This is a genomic window from Sulfitobacter albidus, assembly GCF_018200035.1.
GTDB lineage: Bacteria > Pseudomonadota > Alphaproteobacteria > Rhodobacterales > Rhodobacteraceae > Sulfitobacter > Sulfitobacter albidus.
Map to the genome: position 1 here is coordinate 1,685,957 of NZ_CP073581.1, position 20,383 is coordinate 1,706,339.

The following is a 20,383-nucleotide window of genomic DNA, read 5'->3' on the forward strand; positions in this document are numbered from 1 at the left end:
ATCCACAAAAACATACAATTTGCGCCGCCAGACCCCGTTCGGTAAGACGGCGGAACAAAATCAGGGGGCAAGAATGAACGAGATCTCATCCGTAAATACCGCAGGTATCGCCGTGCAGGCGGCGGAAACGATGCCCCATTCGATCGAGGCCGAACAGCAGTTGCTGGGCGCGATCCTGACCAATAACGACATCTACGACCGCATTGCGTCGATCATCGGTCCCAAGCATTTCTACGACCCCGTGCACGCCCGCATCTTCGAGATCGCAGCCGCCCGGATCGCCAAGAACAACCTCGCCTCTCCCGTGACGCTCAAGGCGTTCATGGAGGACGACGAGGGCCTCAAGGAACTTGGCGGCCCTGCCTATCTCGCCCGCCTCGCCTCCGCCGCGATTTCGGCCTTTGCGGTACGCGACTACGCGCAGATGATCTATGATCTGTCGGTGCGCCGCGACCTGATCGCGCTGGGTCGTGACATCGCGGCCAAGGCAGCCACCGTCGATGTCGCCAGTGAGCCGCGCGAGCAGATCGTCGAGGCCGAGCAAGAGCTTTACAAACTGGCCGAGCAAGGCCAGGTCGAAAGCGGGTTTCAAAGCTTTCTCAAGGCGGTAACGGACGCGGTTAATGTAGCCAACGCGGCCTACCAGCGCGATGGCGGCCTGTCGGGTGTCTCCACCGGGCTCATCGACATGGACAAGAAACTGGGCGGTCTGCACCGCTCCGATCTGCTGATCCTCGCCGGGCGCCCGTCGATGGGCAAGACGTCGCTGGCGACCAACATCGCCTTCAACGTGGCCAAGGCCTACAAACGCGGGCAACTGCCTGACGGGACCGAAGGGGCCGTGGACGGCGGTGTTGTGGGCTTCTACAGCCTCGAGATGAGCGCCGAACAGCTTGCCGCGCGGATCCTGTCGGAGGCCGCCGAAATCCCGTCGCAGCAGATTCGTTCCGGCGACATGACCGAGGGCGAATTCCGCCGCTTTGTGGACGCCGCCAAGGCCCTGGAGGCCTGCCCGCTCTACATCGACGACACGCCCGCCCTGCCCATCAGCCAGCTTGCCGCCCGTGCGCGGCGCCTCAAGCGCACACATGGGCTGGACGTGCTGATCATCGACTATCTGCAACTGGTGCGCGGCACCGGCAAATCCGAAAACCGCGTGAACGAGATTTCCGAGATCACCATGGGCCTCAAGGCCATCGCCAAGGAACTCGATATCCCCGTGATCGCGCTCTCGCAGCTGAGCCGTCAGGTGGAAAACCGCGAGGACAAACGTCCGCAGCTGAGCGATCTGCGCGAATCTGGATCGATCGAACAGGACGCCGACGTGGTGATGTTCGTGTTCCGCGAAGAGTATTACAAAGAGCGGGAAAAACCCGGCGATCACGAGCTCGACAAGATGGCGGTCTGGCAGGACGAGATGGAGCGTCTGCACGGTCGCGCCGAGGTCGTCATCGGCAAACAGCGCCACGGTCCGATCGGCACGGTCGAGCTGAGCTTTGAGGGTCGTTTCACGCGCTTCGGCAACCTGGTGCAGCCCTGGCAGCAAAACAGCGGCGGCGAGACCGAATTCTAAGGCCCGCTTCGGGGCCCGGAATTTTCGAAAATTCCGATCCGATTTTTTCGAAAAAATCGGTTAGCGGCGCGGCGTAGCGCACCGAAGGAACGCTACGCCGGATCGTCGGTTACTCAGGCGTCTTGACCTCAAACATCAGCCCCTTGGCGGTGCCCTGCGCAAAGCCTTTCCAGTGGCTGTGGTCTTCCTTTTCCGACCCGTCGTCGTTCACCGACCACACCCCGTCGTTGGAATTTTCCACCAGATCGAAATACGCGCCCTTCTCGGCCTCGCCCTTGAGCTGCTCATCGAGCCAGGCGGTCACGAAATGCTGCGCGATATTGTTCATGCGCGCGGTGTTCCAGACCGGATCGGTGTAATGTTCGGAGATGTCAAAGCCCTTGTCTTCGTTGAAATAATAGCTCTCCGCAGGGGCGGGCATCGGCGCGCCGGCGTTGTGGCCGCCGTTGACGTAGGTCAGCAGTGCGCTCTCGACCGATGAGGTATTCTCCCACATCGCGCGCACCCCGTTCTCGTACAGCGACACGTCGTCCTGCGATCCCGCAATGTAGAACGCGGGCACCTGCACCCCGGAAAGCCCTTCGGCATCCCAGAATCCGGTGTTCATGCCCCAGGGACCAAAGGCCACGATGGTCTTGATCCGGTCATCCGGCAGCGCCTCGTGGGTCTCGGAGCCCGCCTGATGGATGCCCAACGTGCCGTGCGGTGCGCCCCAGGGGTAGCCGACGGAGGCTTCGGTCACGCCGCCGCCCGCCGTGATCACCGCACCGTAGCCGCCCATGGAATAGCCGATCAGCCCGGTGTTTTCCGCGTCAAACAGCCCGGCCAGATCGCCCTCCTGCGACAGTTTCGCCATCTCTTCCAGCACGAACAGCTGATCGAGCGAGCGGTTCACCAGCGTTGATCCGAACGCCGCCTGCGTGCGGTAGGTGCTGTCGGTATGGTCAATCGACGCCACCACATAGCCCTTTGAGGCCAGGTTTTCCGCCAGATGCGCCAGCAGGAAACGGTTGCCGGGATAGCCGTGGCTGATGAGCACGAGCGGATAGGCGCTCTCACCCGCTTCTGCCGGGGCCGCATCGCGCATCGCGCGGCCGGTCAGCGTGACCTCTGTCGTGCCGTCGCGCAGGAACGCGCGGTAGTCTGTCTCCCCCACCGCATCGGCGACCGCCGGATACCAGACCTCGACCGTCAGCGGACGGTCGTAGCGCGGCATCTCGGCGGGCTTGTCTGCCGCCGGATCGATGGCAAGGATATTGATCTGATCGGGGTTCACCATCTCGACCGTGCGCACGCCCACGGGCAGATCGCCGTAGGCGGCAAGCTCGGGCGCGTTGGGCAGCTGGGTGTCGATGGGATTGGCCAGTGCCATGGTCCCCGTGGCGAGGACCGCAAGCGGCAGGCTGCTGATTTTTGCGAATGTCATGTTCTCTCTCCCTTTGATGGAAATGAGTGTACCCGCTCCCCCGCGTCCGACAACCCGCCCGTGCGGTGACGTCGCGCCCGTTCATTCTGCGAAACATTGGACAGATGCGCGCACATCGGACATGCTGGCGTCATGCGTTTTGTCCTTTCCGTGCTCATGTGCCTGATTACCGCGCTGCCCCTTGCCGCGCGCGAAGTGGATGTCGAGCTGGTACTGGCCGTGGATGTCAGCCGCTCCATGTCGCCCGCCGAGCTGGAGCTGCAACGGCGCGGCTACGCCGAGGCGCTGGGATCGGACGCGGTGATCAAGGCGATTACGGGCGGGCTGCTGGGGCGTATCGCGCTGACCTATATCGAATGGGCCGGCGACGGGCAGCAGCGGGTGATCGTGCCCTGGACCGAAGTCTCCGATCCTGCGGGGGCCGCGGCGGTCGCAGCACGGATCACCGCCCATTACGAGGGCGGGCTGCGGCGCACCTCGATCTCTTCGGCGTTGCGCGCGGCGGCCGACAGCATCGAGAGCAACGGGTTCGACGGGCTGCGCCGGGTCATCGACATCTCGGGCGACGGGCCCAACAACATGGGGTTGCCCGTGCGCGCCGCGCGGGACGAGGTGCTGGCGCGCGGGATCACGATCAACGGGCTGCCGCTGATGACCACCGATGCGCTCAGCGAGATCTGGGGCATTCCCGACCTCGACATCTATTACACCAATTGCGTGATCGGCGGGCCCGGGGCGTTTGTCGTGCCGGTCCTGCAATGGGATGCCTTCCCCGCCGCTGTCACCCGTAAGATGGTGCTGGAAATAGCGGGCCTTGTGCCGCGATCTTCGCCTGAGAAAGCCTATCGCGCGCAGGGCTACGATTGCCTTGTGGGCGAAAAGATGTGGCGCCAGAACCGCAGCTATTTCGACATTCCCTAGGCCACCCGGCTTGACGCGCGCGCCGCTGCCGTCTTTAGAAGGCGCATGAGCACCGCGACCCTGACAATCGACCGTTCCGCCCTTGTAGACAACTGGCGCAGTCTCGCGCGCACCGCGCAGGTCGAAACCGCCGCCGTGGTCAAGGCTGACGGCTACGGCCTCGGTGCGGGGGCCGTCGGCACCGCTTTGGCGGCAGCGGGCGCACGGGAATTCTTTGTGGCCGCCGCGTCCGAAGGCGTTGCGCTGCGCCGCGCGCTTGGATCGGGGCCGCGCATCTCGATCTTTTCGGGCCATATGGCGGGCGACGGGGAGGCGATCCGCGGCGCCGATCTGGTGCCCATGATCAATTCCATCGACCAGCTTTTGCGCCATGTGGAAACCCTGCCCGGCCACCCCTTTGGCCTGCAACTCGATACCGGCATGAACCGGTTGGGAATGGAGCCGGGCGAATGGTCCACCCTGCGCGATATCGCCCTTGCGCAGAACCCCACGCTGGTGATGTCGCACCTGGCTTGCGCGGATGAGCCGGGGCATCCGATGAACGACCAGCAGCGCCGCAGCTTCGACGAGATGACGGCCGGCATCGACGCGCCGCGCTCGCTTGCCGCGACGGGGGGCACGTTGCTGGGGTCGGCGTTTCACTACGATCTGGTGCGTCCGGGGATCGGACTTTACGGTGGTCTGCCCTTCGTGGATGCGCGCCCGGTGGTGACGCTCGATATTCCGGTGATCCAGATCCGCGACGTTGCCGTGGGCGAGACGGTCGGCTATGCCAATGCGTGGACCGCCGCACGCCCCTCGCGCATCGCCACGATCTCGGCGGGCTATGCCGACGGGCTGATCCGGGCCATGGGCGCGCGCGCGAAGCTGCACAGCGGCGACCGGGCCGTGCCCGTCGTTGGCCGCGTGTCGATGGATCTGATCACCGTGGATGTCACCGATCTGCCGGAGGCGCCCGACAGCCTGCAACTGATCGGCCTGCACCAGTCTGTCGACACGGTGGCGGGTTTTGCCGGGACCATCGGTTACGAGATCCTCACCGGGCTTGGCGGGCGCTATGAGCGTGTCTGGCGCGATTAGGCCTGCCGCGCCGGTCCGCGCGCTCAACCTCGCGCTGCTGGTGCTTTATCCCATCGCCTGGGGTGCGCCGTTAATGCGCGCGGGGCTGCTGCCGCTCTTTGGTCTCAAGGAGATTTCAGTGCTCACCGGCCTGCAGTCGCTTTGGGCCTCTGATGTGTTTCTGGCGCTGATCGTGGCGCTTTTTGCGCTGGTGGCGCCGATGCTGAAAACCGTTTGCCTCACACTCATCCATTTCGGCGCGATCGGTCCGCGCGGGCTGCCCGCATTGAGGATCCTCGGAAAGCTGGCGATGGCAGACGTCTTCCTGATTGCGCTTTATGTCACATTGGCAAAGGGAATCGGAGTCGGGCGGATCGAGACCGCCTGGGGGTTGTACCTCTTTACCTTTTGCGTACTCGCGTCCCTGTGGGTGAGCCATAAAACGCAACAATCACACGAGAATCGCTAGATTTCAGCGCCTTGTACCGACAATCCGTGTCACAGCTGCGAGATATTGGTTAATTTTCTCTTTGCAGGTCGGGACGGGAACCTTACTCTACTTTAAGCGTAGTATCGGCAAGGTTTTGCCGATACACTGCGGTGGGGAACATTATGTCTGTTTTGAAATCCATTGGTTTTTTTCTGCAATATCTTTTGCAACGCGCCGCATTGGTCTTTTTCGCCGCCTGCGCGGCGGCGCTGACGACCGCCTCGATCATGGCAGCACTCGGTTTCTGGCCCTGGGCTGAACTGTCGCTCACCGTCGGCGGCGCTCCGGTCGACAACGCGGGCATGTATCTGCAATTGTTCCTGACCGTGCTCGCGGCTGCCGTGTGCTTTTTCCTGCCCGCCAATGCGCGGATCATGAAGCTTGAGAATTCGCATCGCAGCTTTGCGATGTCCATGGACGATGTCGCGCGCGCCTACGGGGCGGTACACGCCGCTGACCGTGGCGAGGTGTTCCGCCTCAGCTCTGAGTTCGACAGTGTGCGCGAACGGCTGGCCTATCTGCGCGACCACCCCGACCTCAGCAATCTGGAGCCTGCCCTGCTGGAGACCGCCGCGCAGATGAGCCATGTCAGCCGCGAACTGGCCGAAGTCTATTCCGACGACAAGATCGCGCGCGCCCGCAGCTTCCTCAAGCAGCGCCAGGAAGAGCTGGCCCTCTTCAACGAGCGGCTTGAGCAGGCCAAGGGGATTTCGACCGAGATGAAGCATTGGCTGCACGAGGTCGAGCTGGAAGAATCCGTGGCCGCCGCACAGCTGGCGCGCCTGCGCGAGGAGATGGACGAGATCATGCCGCAGCTGGGCCGCGAGCGGGTCGTCGACAATCGCCCGGCGGATACCCCGCTGAACCCGATCGCGCTGGACAATACCGTCTACGAGATGCCCAAGGCGGCAGAGTAGCGCCCGAGGCCCCCGGCCGCGAAAGTTGCTCCCACCCGACAAACCCCTTTGACCCCGCCCGCGCGCTGCGGCAACTAGGGGCATGGCAAAATCAACCACCACTTTCACCTGCGCGAATTGCGCGGCAAAATTCCCGAAATGGTCCGGCCGCTGCGACAATTGCGGCGAATGGAACACGATACAGGAGGACAAGGCGCTCAGCGCCGGGCCGCCGTCCAAATCACTGGGCGCACGGCGCGGATCGGCCATGGCGCTCATGGATCTGGCGAGCGAGGAAGCCCCCCGCCCCGCGCCATGTCGGGCCTGTCAGAGCTGGACCGCGTGCTGGGCGGTGGTCTGGTCGCGGCCTCGGCCACGCTGGTAGGCGGCGATCCGGGCATCGGTAAATCCACGCTGCTTTTGCAGGCGGCGGCGGCGTTTGCCAACAAGGGGCTCAAGGTCGTGTATATCTCGGGTGAGGAAGCCTCCGCGCAGGTCCGCATGCGCGCGCGCCGTCTGGGGCTGGCGGAGGCTTCGGTCAAGCTTGGGGCCGAAACCAATCTGCGCGACATCCTCACCACGCTGGACGCCGAACGCCCCGACCTTGCGATCATCGATTCGATCCAGACAATGTGGGCCGACAATGTGGAGTCGGCCCCCGGCTCGGTCAGTCAGGTCCGCGCGGCCAGCCATGAGCTGACCAGTTTTGCCAAACGCACCGGCACTTCCGTCGTGCTGGTGGGCCATGTCACCAAGGAGGGCCAGATCGCGGGCCCGCGCGTCGTCGAACATATGGTCGACACCGTGCTCTATTTCGAGGGGGAGCGCGGCCACCCCTTCCGCATCCTGCGCTCGGTCAAGAACCGCTTTGGCCCCGCCGATGAGATCGGCGTGTTCGAGATGACCGGGCGCGGGTTGGCCGAAGTTTCCAACCCGTCCGCGCTGTTCTTGTCCGAACGCGGCGAGCCCGCCGCCGGATCGGTGGTCTTTGCGGGGATCGAAGGCACCCGCCCCGTGCTGGTCGAGATACAGGCGCTCGTCGCCCCCTCGCCCCACAGCCAGCCGCGGCGCACGGTCGTGGGCTGGGATGGCGGGCGGCTCGCGATGATCCTCGCGGTGCTCGAGGCGCGCTGCGGCATCCCCTTCGCGGGGCTTGATGTGTACCTCAATGTCGCGGGCGGCATGAAGATCACCGAACCCGCCGCCGATCTGGCCGTCGCCTCGGCCCTTCTGAGCGCGCGCGAGGACGCCGCCCTGCCCGCCGAAACCGTTGTATTCGGGGAGCTTAGCCTGTCGGGTGCGCTGCGCCCCGCCACCCAGACCGAAAACAGGTTGAAAGAGGCGCAGAAACTTGGTTTTACAAGCGCCATCGCACCCAGGGGGGGGAAGTCCGTGGGCGTCGATGGGATCACGATGCGGCCCATGGCCGATCTGACCGGTTTCGTGGGTGAAATTTTCGGCGCAGGGTAGCGCCGCGCAAGAAGGGCAGACAGGCATGGAAGGTTTTACCATCATTGATGGCGTGGTGGCGTTGGTCATCGTCATCTCGGCGCTGCTGGCCTACGGGCGTGGTTTCGTGCGGGAGCTGATGGCCATCGTCGGCTGGATCGCGGCCACGGTGCTGGCCTATCTCTTTGCCCCGCAGGTGGAGCCATTGGTGCGCGAGCTGCCGGTGGTGGGTGAGTTCCTTGCCGACAGCTGCGAGCTGTCGATCATCGGGGCGTTTACGCTGGTGCTGGCGATCACGCTGGTGATCGTCTCGCTCTTCACGCCGCTGTTTTCGTCGCTTGTGCAGCGCTCGATCTTTGGCGGGTTCGATCAGGCGCTGGGATTCATCTTTGGCGTGGCGCGCGGCATCCTGCTGGTGGCGATCGCGTTCTTTGTCTACTCCACCGTCATCACCGGCCAGCAGTTCACCATCGTGGACGACAGCCGCTCGTCCGCAGTGTTCGGTAGCTACGCCGAGGACATCCAGAATTCCGACCCCGATCAGGCCCTCGGCTGGATCACCGGCAAATACGAAGAGCTGGTCTCGAGCTGCTCGGCCAGCTGATCCGACCCGCTTTACCAAAGCTTTAGACCAAAGGTGTTAGCCCGGAAGATATACTGAACCGGAGCTGACACCATGGCGATTGACGACCTCTTTGCGCTTGTTGATTGCGTGCCCACGCCGATCTTTGTGCTGGACGTGCGCGCGGGTGCCGATCCCGTCTATGCCCATTACAACAAGGCCGCGCGCCTGCGGCTCAACCGGCCGCTATCGGATTTCGTCGGACGGACCTCGGCGGAGGTGTTCGGCAGCGACTACGGCCAGTCGGCGGTTGACGAGCAACGCCGCACCATCGCCGAGGGCAAGCTGCGCCGCTACGAATTCGAGCTGCCCATCGGGGATGAGCTGCGCATCGTGCGCACCACGCTGTTTCCGCAGCGCGACGCGGCGGGCCGCGTCTTTCGCCTGATCGGCAGCGCCGAGGATGTCTCGGTCGAATGGATCGCGCAAAAGGCGCAGCAGCAATTGCAGGAATTCGGCAGCGAGGTCGAGCAATTCGTGAACATGGCCGCCCATGATCTGCGCGCCCCGATGCGCAACGTGATGATGCTGACCGAAATGCTGCGCGAGGACTTTGTCGACCAGGGGGACGGCAAGCTGCACCTGATCGACATGCTGGGCGAGACAGCGGATAAATCCATGGCGCTGATCTCGGACGTGCTTGAGCACGCCATGGCGCTCAAGCCGCAAGGGCAGCTTGCCCTGTTCGACGTGGCGGACATCGTCGAAGACATTCGCGACATTCTCGATCCGCAGCGCTTGCATCATTTCAGCTGCACCTCGCTGGCGCTCACGGGGGAAAAGCCGATATTCCAGATCGTTCTGCGCAATCTTTTCGAGAATGCGATCAAACACGGCCAGCGCGACCGGATGCATATCCGCTGCACCGTCATCCCGGCCAGCGGCGATTTTGTCGAAATGCGCGTCGAGGATGATGGCAGCGGCTTTGACAACCCCGGCAAGCTGTTCCTGCAAACCGGGGAATTCCGGGTCGACAGTGGGTATGGTCTGTTGGGCATCCAACGCCTGATCAAGGCACGCGGCGGCACGATCAGCGCGCAAAACCTGCCCGAGAATGGCGGCGGGTTGATACGGCTGACCTTGCCCGCACAGGTGCTCAGCGCGCGCGAGGGCGCGCAGCCCCTGAAACGCGCCGCCGCCAGCCCGCACGCCCGCGCTTCCTGACGCGCGCCTGCGACGCGGCGCCCCAAATGCGCAATCGCGGCGTGACTCTCGGTGCAAGGCCGCTTAAGAGACAGGGCGTGTCCCGCCGGTATCAGGAGCTTGCATCCCCCGTGTCCCAGACCCCTCCCAAATCCATGCCCCCCGCGCATCCGTTCGATCATACCTATCTCACCGATGCCGGTGACGGGGATAAGCTCAAGGAAGAATGCGGTATTTTTGGCGTTGTCGGCGTTGCGGATGCGTCGAACTTTGTCGCCCTCGGCCTGCACGCGCTGCAACACCGGGGACAGGAAGCGGGTGGCATCGTCACCCACGATCCCGCCGCAGGCTTCCAGTCGGCACGCCGCTTTGGCTACGTGCGCGATAATTTCACCTCCCAAAAGGTGATGGAAACCCTGCCCGGCCCGCTGGGCATCGGCCACGTGCGCTATTCCACCGCAGGCTCCAAGGGGCAAACCGCGATCCGCGACGTGCAGCCCTTCTTTGGCGAATTTGCCATGGGGGGGGCCGCGATTGCCCACAACGGTAACATCACCAACGCCAACGCCCTGCGCCGCGAGCTGATCGAGCGTGGCTCGATCTTTCAATCATCCTCCGACAGCGAGTGCATCATTCACCTGATGGCCCGCTCGCTGCAACGCACCATCCCCGAGCGGATGGAGGACGCGCTGCGCCGGGTCGAGGGGGCGTTTTCCGTCGTCGCCATGACCCGCACCAAGCTGATCGGCGTGCGCGATCCGCTGGGCGTGCGCCCGCTGGTGCTGGGCCGCATCGGCGACGGCTGGGCGCTCAGCTCGGAGACTTGCGCGCTCGACATCATTGGCGCGGAATTCGTGCGCGAGATCGAACCCGGCGAGATGGTCGTCATCACCGACAAGGGCGTGGAGAGCCATTTCCCCTTCCGCCCACAGCCCTCGAAATTCTGCATCTTCGAGCATGTCTATTTCTCCCGCCCCGACAGCATCCTCGGCGGCCGCTCGGTCTATGAGACGCGCGAGGCGATTGGCCGCGAATTGGCCAAGGAAAGCCCCGTCGACGCCGATCTCGTCTGCCCGGTCCCCGATTCCGGCACGCCTGCGGCAATTGGCTACAGCCTCGCCTCGGGCATCCCCTACGCGATGGGGATCATCCGCAATCAATACATGGGCCGCACCTTCATCGAACCGACGGAGCAGATCCGCAACATGGGCGTGCGCCTGAAGCTCAACGTTAATCGCGCGCTGATCCGGGGCAAACGCGTGATCCTCGTGGATGATTCGGTCGTGCGCGGCACCACCAGCCGCAAGATCAAGGAGATGATCCTCGACGCCGGTGCCGCCGAGGTGCATTTCCGCATCGCCTCCCCCCCACCGCCTGGCCGTGTTTCTACGGTGTGGATACGCCCGAGCGGGAGAAACTGCTCGCCGCGACCATGACCGAGGACGAGATGCGCGATCATCTGGGCGTCGACAGCCTCAAGTTCATCTCGCTCGACGGGCTCTACCGCGCCGTGGGCGAGGCCGAGGGGCGCAAGAAGGACTGCCCGCAGTACTGCGACGCGTGTTTCTCGGGCGAATATCCCGTCACGCCAGCCGACAAGGTCGAGGATGGATTTGTGATGAAACCCGCCGCCGAATAACGCTCGGCGGGTTCTTGCAGAGCCGATAAGCAGCCCTTTGCCGACCCCGCGCGCGCCCCCTTTCGGGCGCCCGCGAACCCTCCTATCAGCGCGCCAACGCAGATCAGGAGAGACCCCAATGGCCACCGAACACGATGGCACCCCGACCCCGCCCGAAGTGAGCGAAAACGCAACCGAAAGCGCGCGCCTGCCCCGCACCGCCCTTCTGGGCGTGTTCGGCAGCTCAGCCGCCCCCTCGGCGCTAATCCTGCTGCCGCGAGGCGATACCCAGACCGTCAGCGTCGGCGATACCGTCGCGGGCGGGCGGGTCGAGGCCATCGGCGACGACCGTGTCGTGCTGTCGCGCATGGGCCGCCAGCAGATCCTGCGCCTGCCCGCAGGCTAGGCCCCTTGACCCTGCGGCGTTGCGGCCGCATATCCCGCCCATGACACAGACCACATTGATCACCGGCGCTTCGCGCGGCCTTGGCGCCGCATTGGCCGAGGCACTGGCCCCCGCCCACCACATCATCGCCGTGGGCCGCACCGTCGGCGCGCTCGAAGAGCTTGACGACCGGATCAAGGCAAAGGGCGGCGAGGCGACGCTCGCCCCGATGAACGTGACCGACGCGGGCGCGATGCAGACGCTCTGCCGGGGAATCTTTGATCGCTGGGGGTCCTTGGATCTTTGGATCCATTGCGCGGTGCACGCCGCCCCGATGACGCCCACGCCGCATGTGGACGAACGCGATTTTGCCAAATCGCTTGACAGCAATGTCACCGCGACCGCCCGGCTCATCACCTATGTGGCGCCTTTGCTGGGCACCGAGGGGCGCGCGGTATTCTTTGACGACCCACAAGCCGGGCAGAAGTTCTTTGCCAGCTATGGCGCGTCCAAATCCGCGCAGATGGCCCTGGCACGCAGCTGGCAGGCCGAGAGCGCGCGCACCGGCCCGCGCATCGACATCGCCACTCCGGTGCCGATGCCCACGGCCACCCGCGCGCGTTTCTACCCCGGTGAGGACCGCGCGCGCCTCACCGACTGCCACACAGAGGCCGCCCGGATCATCGCGGAGCTTGGCCTCTGAGCGCTTGCCCGCCCCCGTCCCCGCGTCTATCACGGGGGCAAGCAGCATCACGGGGGCCCCATGCGCATTCTCATCACCAATGACGACGGCATCAACGCCCCCGGCCTTGCCGTTCTCAAAGGCATCGCCGACACGCTCGCGGGCCCGGACGGCGAAGTCTGGACAGTCGCGCCCGCGTTTGAACAATCGGGCGTCGGCCACTGCATCAACTACACCAAACCCACCCTCATCACCGAGCTTGAGCCGCGCCGCTACATGGTCGAAGGATCGCCCGCCGACTGCGTGCTCTGCGCGCTCTACGATCCGATGGCCGAGGCGAAGCCGGACCTGATCCTGTCGGGCGTGAACCGGGGCAATAACGCGGCTGAAAACACGCTTTATTCCGGCACCATCGGCGCCTGTATCGAGGCGGCGTTGCAGGGCTATCCCACCATTGCGCTGTCGCAATTCTATGGCCCCGACAACCGCGATCTGGATGACCCGTTCGAGGCGGCGGTGGCGCATGGCGCCGACGTCTGCCGCCGCATCCTCGCGCAGCCGGGGGCCGAGGCACACGGCTACTCATTGTTCTGGAACGTCAACTTTCCGCCCGTCGCCGCCAAGGACGTTCGCGGCATCCGCGCCGCCCATCAGGGCCGCCGCCCCGGCGTGAATTTCCACACTGTCGCCCAAGACGCCCCCAACGGGCGGCGGTTCCTGTGGATCGGCGGCGGCGATCAGCGCGTGCCCCCCGCGCCCGGCACCGATGCGGCGGTCAACCTAGACGGCTATATCTCGGTCACGCCCATGCGCGCGGATCTCACGGCGGCGGATGTGCTGCCCAGCCTCGACAGCCTAAACACATGACCGACGGCGCCCCCGGCTCGGACGCGGAACGCAAGATGCAGTTCCTCTATGCCCTGCGGTCGAAGGGCGTCACCGACAAGCGCGTGCTGGAGGCGATGGAGTGGGTCGACCGCGGCCCCTTCATCCGCGGCATCTTTGCCGAGCGCGCGTATGAGGACATGCCCCTGCCCATCGCCTGCGGCCAGACGATCAGCCAGCCGTCGGTCGTGGGACTGATGACGCAGGCGCTTCAGGTCAGCCCGCGCGACAAGGTGCTCGAGGTCGGCACCGGCTCGGGCTATCAGGCGGCGATCCTCGCGCGGCTGGCGCGCCGGGTCTACACCGTCGATCGCCACCGCCGTCTCGTGCGCGAGGCGCGCGAGGTCTTTGACAGTCTGGGGCTGGTCAATATCACCGCGATTTCGGGCGACGGCAGCTTTGGCCTGCCCGAACAGGCGCCCTTTGACCGCATCATCGTGACCGCCGCCGCCGAAGACCCGCCCGGCCCCCTGCTCGCCCAGCTCAAGGAAGGCGGCATCATGGTGGTCCCCGTGGGCCAATCGGACGCGGTTCAGCACCTCATTCGTGTGCGAAAAACCGCCGATGGGCTGGAATATGACGAATTACGGCCCGTACGCTTCGTGCCCCTTCTCGAAGGCTTGGGTAAAGACACATAATCTGGTAGTGTACCCGCAACGTCCGACAACAGGGCGACAGGCAGTGATGAGGACCCATCCATGACAGCGATTTCGCGCCGCCCCACGCGGCTGACCCTTCTTGCAGGTGCCGCCTGCGTGAGCCTTGCCGGCTGTGCCGAGCCGCTTGATTTCGATCTGCGCGGCCTTGGCGGCGGATTTACCACAGCAAACGCGGTTCAGGCGCCGCTCGCCGACCGTCCGCAGCCCGACGACCGCGGCGTGATCTCCTACCCCAACTATCAGGTGGCCGTGGCGCGGCGCGGTGACACGCTGCGCGATGTGGCCACGCGCGTGGGCCTTGATGCCGCGCAACTGGCCAGCTTCAACGGCATAGACGCCGATGTCGCCCTGCGCCGCGATGAAATCATCGCGCTGCCCGCCCGCGTGGCAGAACCCTCCCCCGCCACCGGCGCGCGCGCCACTGGCCCGATCCAGCCGGTCGACATCAACGCAGTCGCAGGCGGTGCCATTGACCGCGTGCCTGCCACGCCCGGCGTGCAGACCGCAGCACTTGAGCCTGCGCCCACACCCGCAGCGCCCCGGCGCCAGACCGGCAACGAGCCCATCCGCCACAAGGTCGAGCGGGGCGAGACCGCCTTTACCATCGCGCGCCTCTACGGTGTGCCCGCCGCCTCGCTTGCCGAATGGAACGGGCTCGGCGCCGATTTTGCGATCCGCGCGGGGCAGTTCCTGCTGATCCCCGTGGCCCAGCAGCAGCCGCCCCGGCGCGCGCCCGCCCCTACGGTAGAGGCAACGCCGGCCCCCGGACAGGGCTCCGCCACGCCGACACCGCCGTCGGCGACCAAGCCGTTGCCCGCCGAAAAAGTCGCCCCCGCCGCCGAGGCCGCACCGGCGCCGACGCAACAGGCCGCCAAACCAGCCGAGCCGCCCAAGCCCGTGGCCGACGTAGGCAAAACCACGCAAACCGCCAAGGCAGGCAAGCTTCTGCGTCCCGTCAGCGGCACGATCATCCGCGACTATGCCAAGGGCAAGAATGAAGGCATCAACATCAAGGCCGCCCCCGGCACCGCCGTCAAGGCAGCTGACGCAGGCACTGTTGCGGCCATCACCAAAAGCGGCGATGGCATCCCGATCGTTGTGGTGCGCCACGCGGGCAATCTGCTGACCGTCTACGCCAATGTGACGGACGTGAGCGTCAAGAAAGGCGATAGCGTCAGCCGTGGGCAAAGCATCGCAAAACTCCGCAGCGGCGACGACAGCTTTGTGCATTTCGAGGTGCGTGAAGGTTTCGACAGCGTCGATCCCAACACCTTCCTGAATTAGCGTCGCGCGGGGCTAGCGCAGCGCGATGCCCCGCCGTCCGGCCAGATCCACAAAATACTGCCACGCAACCCGGCCCGACCGGCTTCCGCGCGTGGCCTGCCATTCGATCGCCTCGGCGCGCAGGTCGTCGTCGCTGATCTCGACCCCGTGGGCGTCGCAATAGCCCCGGATCATCGCCAGATACTGATCCTGATCGCAGGCGTGAAAGCCGAGCCACAGGCCAAAGCGGTCCGACAGCGACACCTTCTCCTCCACCGCCTCGCCCGGATTAATGCCCGAGCCGCGCTCGTTCTCGATCATGTCGCGGGGCATCAGATGGCGCCGGTTGGACGTGGCATAGAGCACGACATTCTCCGGCCGCCCCTCGATCCCGCCGTCCAGAACGGCCTTGAGCGATTTATACTGCGCGTCGTCGTGGCCAAAGCTCAGATCATCGCAAAACAGGATAAACCGCGCGTCCGCCCCGCGCAGATGGTTCAGCAAGCGCCCGACCGACGGCAAATCCTCGCGCTGCAGTTCGATGATCTTAAGCTGCGGAAGTTCGGCATGAACCTCGGCGTGCACCGCCTTGACCACGCTCGATTTTCCCATCCCGCGCGCGCCCCAGAGAAGCGCGTTATTCGCCGCAAACCCCTGTGCAAACGCCCGCGTGTTGGCCAGCAGCGTGTCGCGCGCCCGGTCGATACCGACCAGCAGGCCCAGATCCACGCGAGAGACCTGTGCCACCGGCTCCAACCGATCCGGTGCGGTGTGCCAGACGAACCCCGCGCCGGCGTCGAAGTCCGGAGCGGCCAGCGGCGCCGGTGCCATCCGCTCCAGCGCCGCCGCGATCCGCTCCATCGGATCGGTCGTCATTCCTTGCGGTCCTCGACAATCGGCTCCTCGGGGTCGACGTCGTCCAGGTACTCGTCCTCGTCGTCGTAATACCCATCCGCGCGCAGCTGCGCCTCGCGCTTGCGGTCAACCCGCGCCACCAGCCAGATCGAAATCTCATACAGCCCGTAGACCACCACAAACAGGATCAGCTGCGTGACCACATCGGGTGGCGTCACTAGCGCGGCCAGCAAAAGGATGCCCACAACGGCGTATTTGCGCACGTTGCCAAGCCCTTCGGCATTGACCAGACCGGCCTTGCCCATCAGCGTCAGCAATACGGGAAGCTGAAAGCACAGCCCGAAGGCCACGATCATTTTCAGCGTGATATCAAGGCTTTCGTTCACCTTCCCCTGGAAGACGATGTCGATGCCTGATTTTCGCGGCGCCTGCCCCTCGACGACAAGCGCCGTCAGGATCGACGCCGCGTCCGAGAAGCCAAGGAAGAACTGCATCGCCAGCGGCACAACCACGTAATGCGCAAACGCCGCCCCCATCAGGAACAGCACCGGCGAGGCGATCAGGAACGGCAGGAACGCGTTCTTTTCCTGCCGGTACAGCCCCGGCGCCACAAAGCGCCACAGCTGCGTGGCAATGACCGGAAAGCTGATTGCAAGACCGCCCACCATCGAGATGCGTATGAGGGTAAAGAAATACTCCTGCGGCGCGGTGTACTGCATCACCGGATTGGGATTGCCCAGATTGCGCATCGTCTTTTCAATCGGCACCAGCAGGAAATCGAGGATCGCACTGCCAAAGCTGAAACAGATCACCATGCCCACGATAAACGCCAGAACCGCACGAATGAGGCGCGTGCGCAGCTCCGCCAGATGCTCGATCAGCGGGGCGGTGCTGTCGTCGATATCGTCCGTTGCACTCATGTCTTGTCCGCCTCGGGGGTCTCTTTGAGCGATGCCTCCATGGCATCCGCCCGCTCCAGCGCTTCCTGCGCCTCGCGGGCCTTGCGCTCTGCCGCGGCGCGGGCTGTGGCGGCCTGGATCTTGGCCGCATCCGCCTTGCGCTGCGCCGACAGCTTGCCGGTCTCGCTTTCGGGGTCGAGATCGGCCAGCGATTTGCCGGCCTCTTTCACCCCGTCCATGGCAGCGCCCACCGGATTGGTGGCCGCCTTCAGCGATTTGTTCAGATCCGTGCTCATCTGGCGCACGCCGGATTGATCGGCGGCGTCGTTCATCGCGCTGGAAAATTCCCGCGCCATGCCCTTTGCCTTGCCGACAAACTGCCCGACACGGCGAAAGAGTACCGGCAGATCCTTGGGGCCCACGACGATCAACGCCACGATCCCCACGACCAGCATCTCGGTCCAGCCCAGATCGAACATGGCGGCTTACACCTTGTCCTTGGTCTCGACGTCGGGCTGCGGCGTCGAGGCGATCTCGGCCGTTTCCTCGTCTTTCAGCTCCTGTTCGCCCTCGCTGATGCCTTTCTTGAAGCTTGTGATGCCCTTGCCCACTTCGCCCATCAGCGACGAAATCTTGCCGCGCCCGAAAAGCACCAGCACCACGACCGCGATCAGCAGAAGACCCGGCAGACCGATATTGTTCAACATTGCATTTCTCCCATGCGTAGCGTCAGGCGCCCAAGCGCCCCCTCCTCGCCTGTCTATGCGCCAATGCTGCATTGCAAAAGCCCGCCCCGCCAGATTAGCACACCGCCGCCTTCGGTTTTGCCGATCCGCAAGCCCCTTGCGCGGCACTCCTGACAAGTTTATGTCAGTATCTTTCTTTGGAAGACAGCATGCCCCGCGCCGACCGCCTCTACCAAATCATGCAGATCCTGCGCGACGCGCGGGTCCATACCGCCGAGGAATTGGCAGACAGGCTGGGCGTCTCAATGCGCACGCTCTACCGCGATATGGAGAGGCTCGTTGATGCCGGTTTCGAGGTCGAAGCGATCCGTGGCACCGGCTACCGCGCGGGCAAACTGACGCATCTGCCGCCGGTTTCGCTGACCGAAAAGGAACTCGAAGCCCTCAATCTTGGCCTCGCCATCGCGGCAGAATTGGCGGACCCGACCCTGAAATCCGCCATCGCCAGCCTGAATGGAAAACTGGACAAGGCCCTGCCCCAGGCGCTTGCAGATGCCGCGCAGGCACGCACGCTCATGGCGACCCCCTTCTCCGACACCGCCCGTGGATTTGCCTTCCTTGCGCCGCTGCGTGCAGCGCTTGCCGCGCGCCAAAAGCTACGCATCACCTACACCGATACGACTGGCGCGGTCACCACACGCACCGTTCATCCGCTTGAGGTAAGCTATTGGGGCCGGATCTGGTCTCTGCACGCCTGGTGCGAAACGACACAAGCGCAACAGACGTTCCGCCTTGATCTGATGCAATCCGCAACACCTCTCGCGGAACTTTTCGACCCGCCGGCTACAAGCGCCCGATCGTAGCGTTTGCCGTCCAATGGCCCCTGCACCCTTTCAAAAATACCTAATGCACCCTCTCACCCCTCGCAGGCACTTCAATTTTCTGACGCCGTGAACAGCCGACGCCCCGCCTCGGTGGTCTGTGGTGAATAGGTATTTGTGAAAGGGTGCAGGAGGGCCTGGCGCGCTCATGGGCGGGTGTCGGAGCTCGATCAGCTGTCTTTGAGACGCCAGGCGGTTTCCGGCGGCAGGAAAGCTTCTACTGCCGCCTGGGCGATGACGATGGTCTCCCCGTTGGCAGAGACGTTGAGGCCTCCTTTAACCCCGGTGACCTCGGCCCGGCCCCTTGGGAGCGTGGCGCGCAAGGCGTCCAGATCCAATTTGTTCGGCTCCTGAACGCCAACGGTGACCTGCACGCGCATCGCATCATAGCTTTGGCCGGTGACGCCAAAAATCGGCAGCGAAGAATGTCGGAAGGCATCTTCGATGGCCCGGCGGGCGGCCTTGGTGTAGTCCATGCCGTGAAGGTCATTGCCCATGCCCATTTCGATGATCAATCGCTGTTCAGTCATCGGCCCGCTCCATGTCGAAACCGACGCAAAGCGCCACATTGGCCATGATCGTCGGGTTTCCCTCTCCCTCCGGGCGCGGCACGTCGAGGCCGCCCTGCGCCACGTTCACGGTGACATGGCCGTAGGGAAATACGGCCTTCAACGCGTCCCGATCGACCTTTTCGGGGTGTTGCACACCCACATCCAGGGTGATGCGCATGTCCTCTTTGTCAAAGCCGAAAAGCTCCGCAAGGTTGATCGAATTGTGCCACAGCGCGTCCTGCACCGCCCGCTTGGCCGCCTGCGTATAGTCGCCGCGCCGCAGCGAGGTGCCCATGCCGAATTCCACAAGTAGCGTTTGCATCATCTCTTCCTTAACTCGGCGCCGCACCGCTGCGTGCAAAGACGAAACACCGGTCGCGCGGCACGGTCAACCACATCACCGTGCCGGGCTGGGGCAGGAACACGTTGGGAATCGTCGCACTCAGCGTCGTGCCACCCTCGTCCAGCACAAATTCCACAAGGCTTTCGTTGCCCATGAAGCGCGCCCGCACAACCTTGGCCCGCGCCGGCGTGCCGTCCTTGGCCGTGGGCAACGGGCCGCGCCCGCCCCGGTCGAAATCGATGCGCAGATGCTGCGGGCGAAAGACGATATCCACCGGCGTGCCTTCGGCCAGTCCGGGTGCCAGGAAGCGGCCAAAGGGGGTCAGCGCCAGTGCGCCGTTGACCGTCGCCGGGATCACATTCGCGTCCGAGAAGAACGACACCGATGCCAGATCGACGGGCCGGGTATAGAGGTTGTAAGGCGCGCCCTGCTGAACGATCCGCCCGTCGCGCATCAGCGCGATCTCGTCGGCCATGCGCATCGCCTCTTCGGGCTCATGAGTGACCAGCAGCACGGCGGTATCCTCATCCTTGAGGATGCGCAGCGTGTCGTCGCGGATCCCGTCGCGCAGCCGGTTGTCGAGGCCCGAGAACGGCTCGTCCATCAGCATCACCTTGGGGCGCGGGGCCAGCGCGCGGGCGAGTGCGACGCGTTGCTGCTCTCCCCCCGACAGCTGGTGCGGATAGGCGTTGATGTATTGCGACAGCGACACACGCTCCAAAAGCTCAGCTGCGCGCGCGTGCCGCTCCGCGCGCGGCAGTTTGCGCAACCCGTAGGCCACGTTGTCGCCCACGGACAGATGCGGAAACAGGGCAAAGTCCTGAAACATCAGCCCGATCTCGCGCCGTTCCGGCGGCACGCGCGTGACCGTGTCGCAGATGAGATTGCCGTCGACGTGGATCGTGCCACTGTCCTGCATCTCGACCCCGGCGATGAGGCGCAGCGTCGTGGATTTGCCGCAGCCCGAGGGCCCCAAAAGGCAGGTCACCTGCCCCGGCATGATCTTGAGGCTCACATCATCGACAACCGCGCGCCCGTCAAAGGCGCGTTTGAGGTTGCGGATTTCCAGACGGGGCGTCTCGGGCAAGGCGTTTATC

Annotated in this window: 21 protein-coding genes and 2 pseudogenes; 15 read left to right on the forward strand and 8 right to left on the reverse strand. The window is 64.6% G+C overall.

The window, feature by feature from the left end; translation table 11 throughout:
- Positions 1-73: 73 nt before the first annotated feature.
- A complete protein-coding gene (locus KDD17_RS08055; protein ID WP_212706067.1) occupies positions 74-1,573 on the forward strand; it encodes a replicative DNA helicase in 1,500 nt (499 codons plus the stop codon).
- Positions 1,574-1,682: 109 nt separating this feature from the next.
- Here KDD17_RS08055 and KDD17_RS08060 read toward each other — a convergent pair whose 3' ends face one another.
- Positions 1,683-2,999 (reverse strand): alpha/beta hydrolase family protein, encoded by a 1,317-nt coding sequence (locus KDD17_RS08060; protein ID WP_212706068.1) that lies wholly within the window; start codon positions 2,997-2,999, stop codon positions 1,683-1,685.
- A gap of 132 nt (positions 3,000-3,131) precedes the next feature.
- Between KDD17_RS08060 and KDD17_RS08065 the strand changes: the two genes are divergently transcribed.
- From KDD17_RS08065 to KDD17_RS08125, 13 genes and pseudogenes are all read left to right on the forward strand, one after another.
- Positions 3,132-3,920, forward strand: coding sequence for a DUF1194 domain-containing protein (locus KDD17_RS08065; protein WP_212706069.1), 789 nt, complete (start codon positions 3,132-3,134; stop codon positions 3,918-3,920).
- Between the two features lie 45 nt (positions 3,921-3,965).
- Entirely contained in the window at positions 3,966-5,000 is a 1,035-nt protein-coding gene (alr, locus tag KDD17_RS08070; protein ID WP_212706070.1) for an alanine racemase, read from the forward strand.
- Positions 4,984-5,448, forward strand: coding sequence for a paraquat-inducible protein A (locus KDD17_RS08075; protein WP_254796931.1), 465 nt, complete (start codon positions 4,984-4,986; stop codon positions 5,446-5,448). The genes alr and KDD17_RS08075 overlap by 17 nt, the downstream gene beginning before the upstream one ends.
- 143 nt (positions 5,449-5,591) lie before the next feature.
- Complete coding sequence (locus tag KDD17_RS08080; RefSeq protein ID WP_212706072.1) at positions 5,592-6,386, forward strand: DNA repair protein; 795 nt, start codon at positions 5,592-5,594, stop codon at positions 6,384-6,386.
- A gap of 82 nt (positions 6,387-6,468) precedes the next feature.
- Positions 6,469-7,835: pseudogene (gene radA, locus KDD17_RS08085) on the forward strand (DNA repair protein RadA).
- A gap of 25 nt (positions 7,836-7,860) precedes the next feature.
- Positions 7,861-8,418, forward strand: a complete 558-nt coding sequence (locus KDD17_RS08090; protein ID WP_212706073.1) for a CvpA family protein — start codon at positions 7,861-7,863, stop codon at positions 8,416-8,418.
- 72 nt (positions 8,419-8,490) lie between these two features.
- The gene (locus KDD17_RS08095; RefSeq protein WP_212706074.1) at positions 8,491-9,600 is read left to right on the forward strand and encodes a sensor histidine kinase; all 1,110 of its coding nucleotides are present in this window, start codon (positions 8,491-8,493) and stop codon (positions 9,598-9,600) included.
- Positions 9,601-9,734: 134 nt separating this feature from the next.
- Positions 9,735-11,218: pseudogene (gene purF / locus KDD17_RS08100) on the forward strand (amidophosphoribosyltransferase).
- A 118-nt stretch (positions 11,219-11,336) separates the two neighbouring features.
- Positions 11,337-11,603 (forward strand): type II secretion system protein N, encoded by a 267-nt coding sequence (locus KDD17_RS08105; protein WP_212706075.1) that lies wholly within the window; start codon positions 11,337-11,339, stop codon positions 11,601-11,603.
- A 40-nt stretch (positions 11,604-11,643) separates the two neighbouring features.
- Positions 11,644-12,285 carry an SDR family NAD(P)-dependent oxidoreductase gene (locus KDD17_RS08110; RefSeq protein WP_212706076.1) on the forward strand — a complete coding sequence of 214 codons (642 nt, stop codon included), beginning with the start codon at positions 11,644-11,646 and terminating at the stop codon, positions 12,283-12,285.
- Between the two features lie 60 nt (positions 12,286-12,345).
- Positions 12,346-13,131, forward strand: coding sequence for a 5'/3'-nucleotidase SurE (surE, locus tag KDD17_RS08115; RefSeq protein ID WP_212706077.1), 786 nt, complete (start codon positions 12,346-12,348; stop codon positions 13,129-13,131).
- Positions 13,128-13,787 carry a protein-L-isoaspartate(D-aspartate) O-methyltransferase gene (locus KDD17_RS08120; protein WP_212706078.1) on the forward strand — a complete coding sequence of 220 codons (660 nt, stop codon included), beginning with the start codon at positions 13,128-13,130 and terminating at the stop codon, positions 13,785-13,787. Before surE ends, KDD17_RS08120 begins: the two co-directional genes overlap by 4 nt.
- A 60-nt stretch (positions 13,788-13,847) precedes the next feature.
- Positions 13,848-15,092, forward strand: a complete 1,245-nt coding sequence (locus tag KDD17_RS08125; RefSeq protein WP_212706079.1) for a LysM peptidoglycan-binding domain-containing M23 family metallopeptidase — start codon at positions 13,848-13,850, stop codon at positions 15,090-15,092.
- 12 nt (positions 15,093-15,104) lie between these two features.
- Here the strand turns inward: KDD17_RS08125 and KDD17_RS08130 are convergent, their stop codons facing one another.
- The 4 genes from KDD17_RS08130 to tatA are packed head-to-tail and all read right to left on the reverse strand — an operon-like array spanning position 15,105 to position 17,532.
- Positions 15,105-15,947, reverse strand: a complete 843-nt coding sequence (locus KDD17_RS08130) for an ATP-binding protein (RefSeq protein ID WP_212706080.1) — start codon at positions 15,945-15,947, stop codon at positions 15,105-15,107.
- Entirely contained in the window at positions 15,944-16,846 is a 903-nt protein-coding gene (gene tatC / locus KDD17_RS08135) for a twin-arginine translocase subunit TatC (protein ID WP_212706081.1), read from the reverse strand. Before tatC ends, KDD17_RS08130 begins: the two co-directional genes overlap by 4 nt.
- Positions 16,843-17,304: a Sec-independent protein translocase protein TatB gene (gene tatB, locus KDD17_RS08140; RefSeq protein WP_212706082.1), complete on the reverse strand. Its 462-nt coding sequence runs from the start codon at positions 17,302-17,304 to the stop codon at positions 16,843-16,845. Before tatB ends, tatC begins: the two co-directional genes overlap by 4 nt.
- Positions 17,305-17,310: 6 nt before the next feature.
- Positions 17,311-17,532: a twin-arginine translocase TatA/TatE family subunit gene (gene tatA, locus KDD17_RS08145; RefSeq protein WP_212706083.1), complete on the reverse strand. Its 222-nt coding sequence runs from the start codon at positions 17,530-17,532 to the stop codon at positions 17,311-17,313.
- 188 nt (positions 17,533-17,720) lie between these two features.
- Between tatA and KDD17_RS08150 the strand changes: the two genes are divergently transcribed.
- Complete coding sequence (locus KDD17_RS08150; RefSeq protein WP_212706084.1) at positions 17,721-18,374, forward strand: helix-turn-helix transcriptional regulator; 654 nt, start codon at positions 17,721-17,723, stop codon at positions 18,372-18,374.
- A 188-nt stretch (positions 18,375-18,562) separates the two neighbouring features.
- Here the strand turns inward: KDD17_RS08150 and KDD17_RS08155 are convergent, their stop codons facing one another.
- Genes KDD17_RS08155 through KDD17_RS08165 form a run of 3 tightly spaced genes read right to left on the reverse strand, consistent with a single transcriptional unit; the run spans position 18,563 to position 20,373 of the window.
- Entirely contained in the window at positions 18,563-18,922 is a 360-nt protein-coding gene (locus KDD17_RS08155) for a Lin0512 family protein (protein ID WP_212706085.1), read from the reverse strand.
- Positions 18,915-19,265 (reverse strand): Lin0512 family protein, encoded by a 351-nt coding sequence (locus KDD17_RS08160; RefSeq protein ID WP_212706086.1) that lies wholly within the window; start codon positions 19,263-19,265, stop codon positions 18,915-18,917. The genes KDD17_RS08155 and KDD17_RS08160 overlap by 8 nt, the downstream gene beginning before the upstream one ends.
- A 10-nt stretch (positions 19,266-19,275) precedes the next feature.
- On the reverse strand, positions 19,276-20,373 hold the full coding sequence (locus tag KDD17_RS08165; protein WP_254796932.1) for an ABC transporter ATP-binding protein: 1,098 nt from the start codon (positions 20,371-20,373) through the stop codon (positions 19,276-19,278).
- Positions 20,374-20,383: the final 10 nt, after the last annotated feature.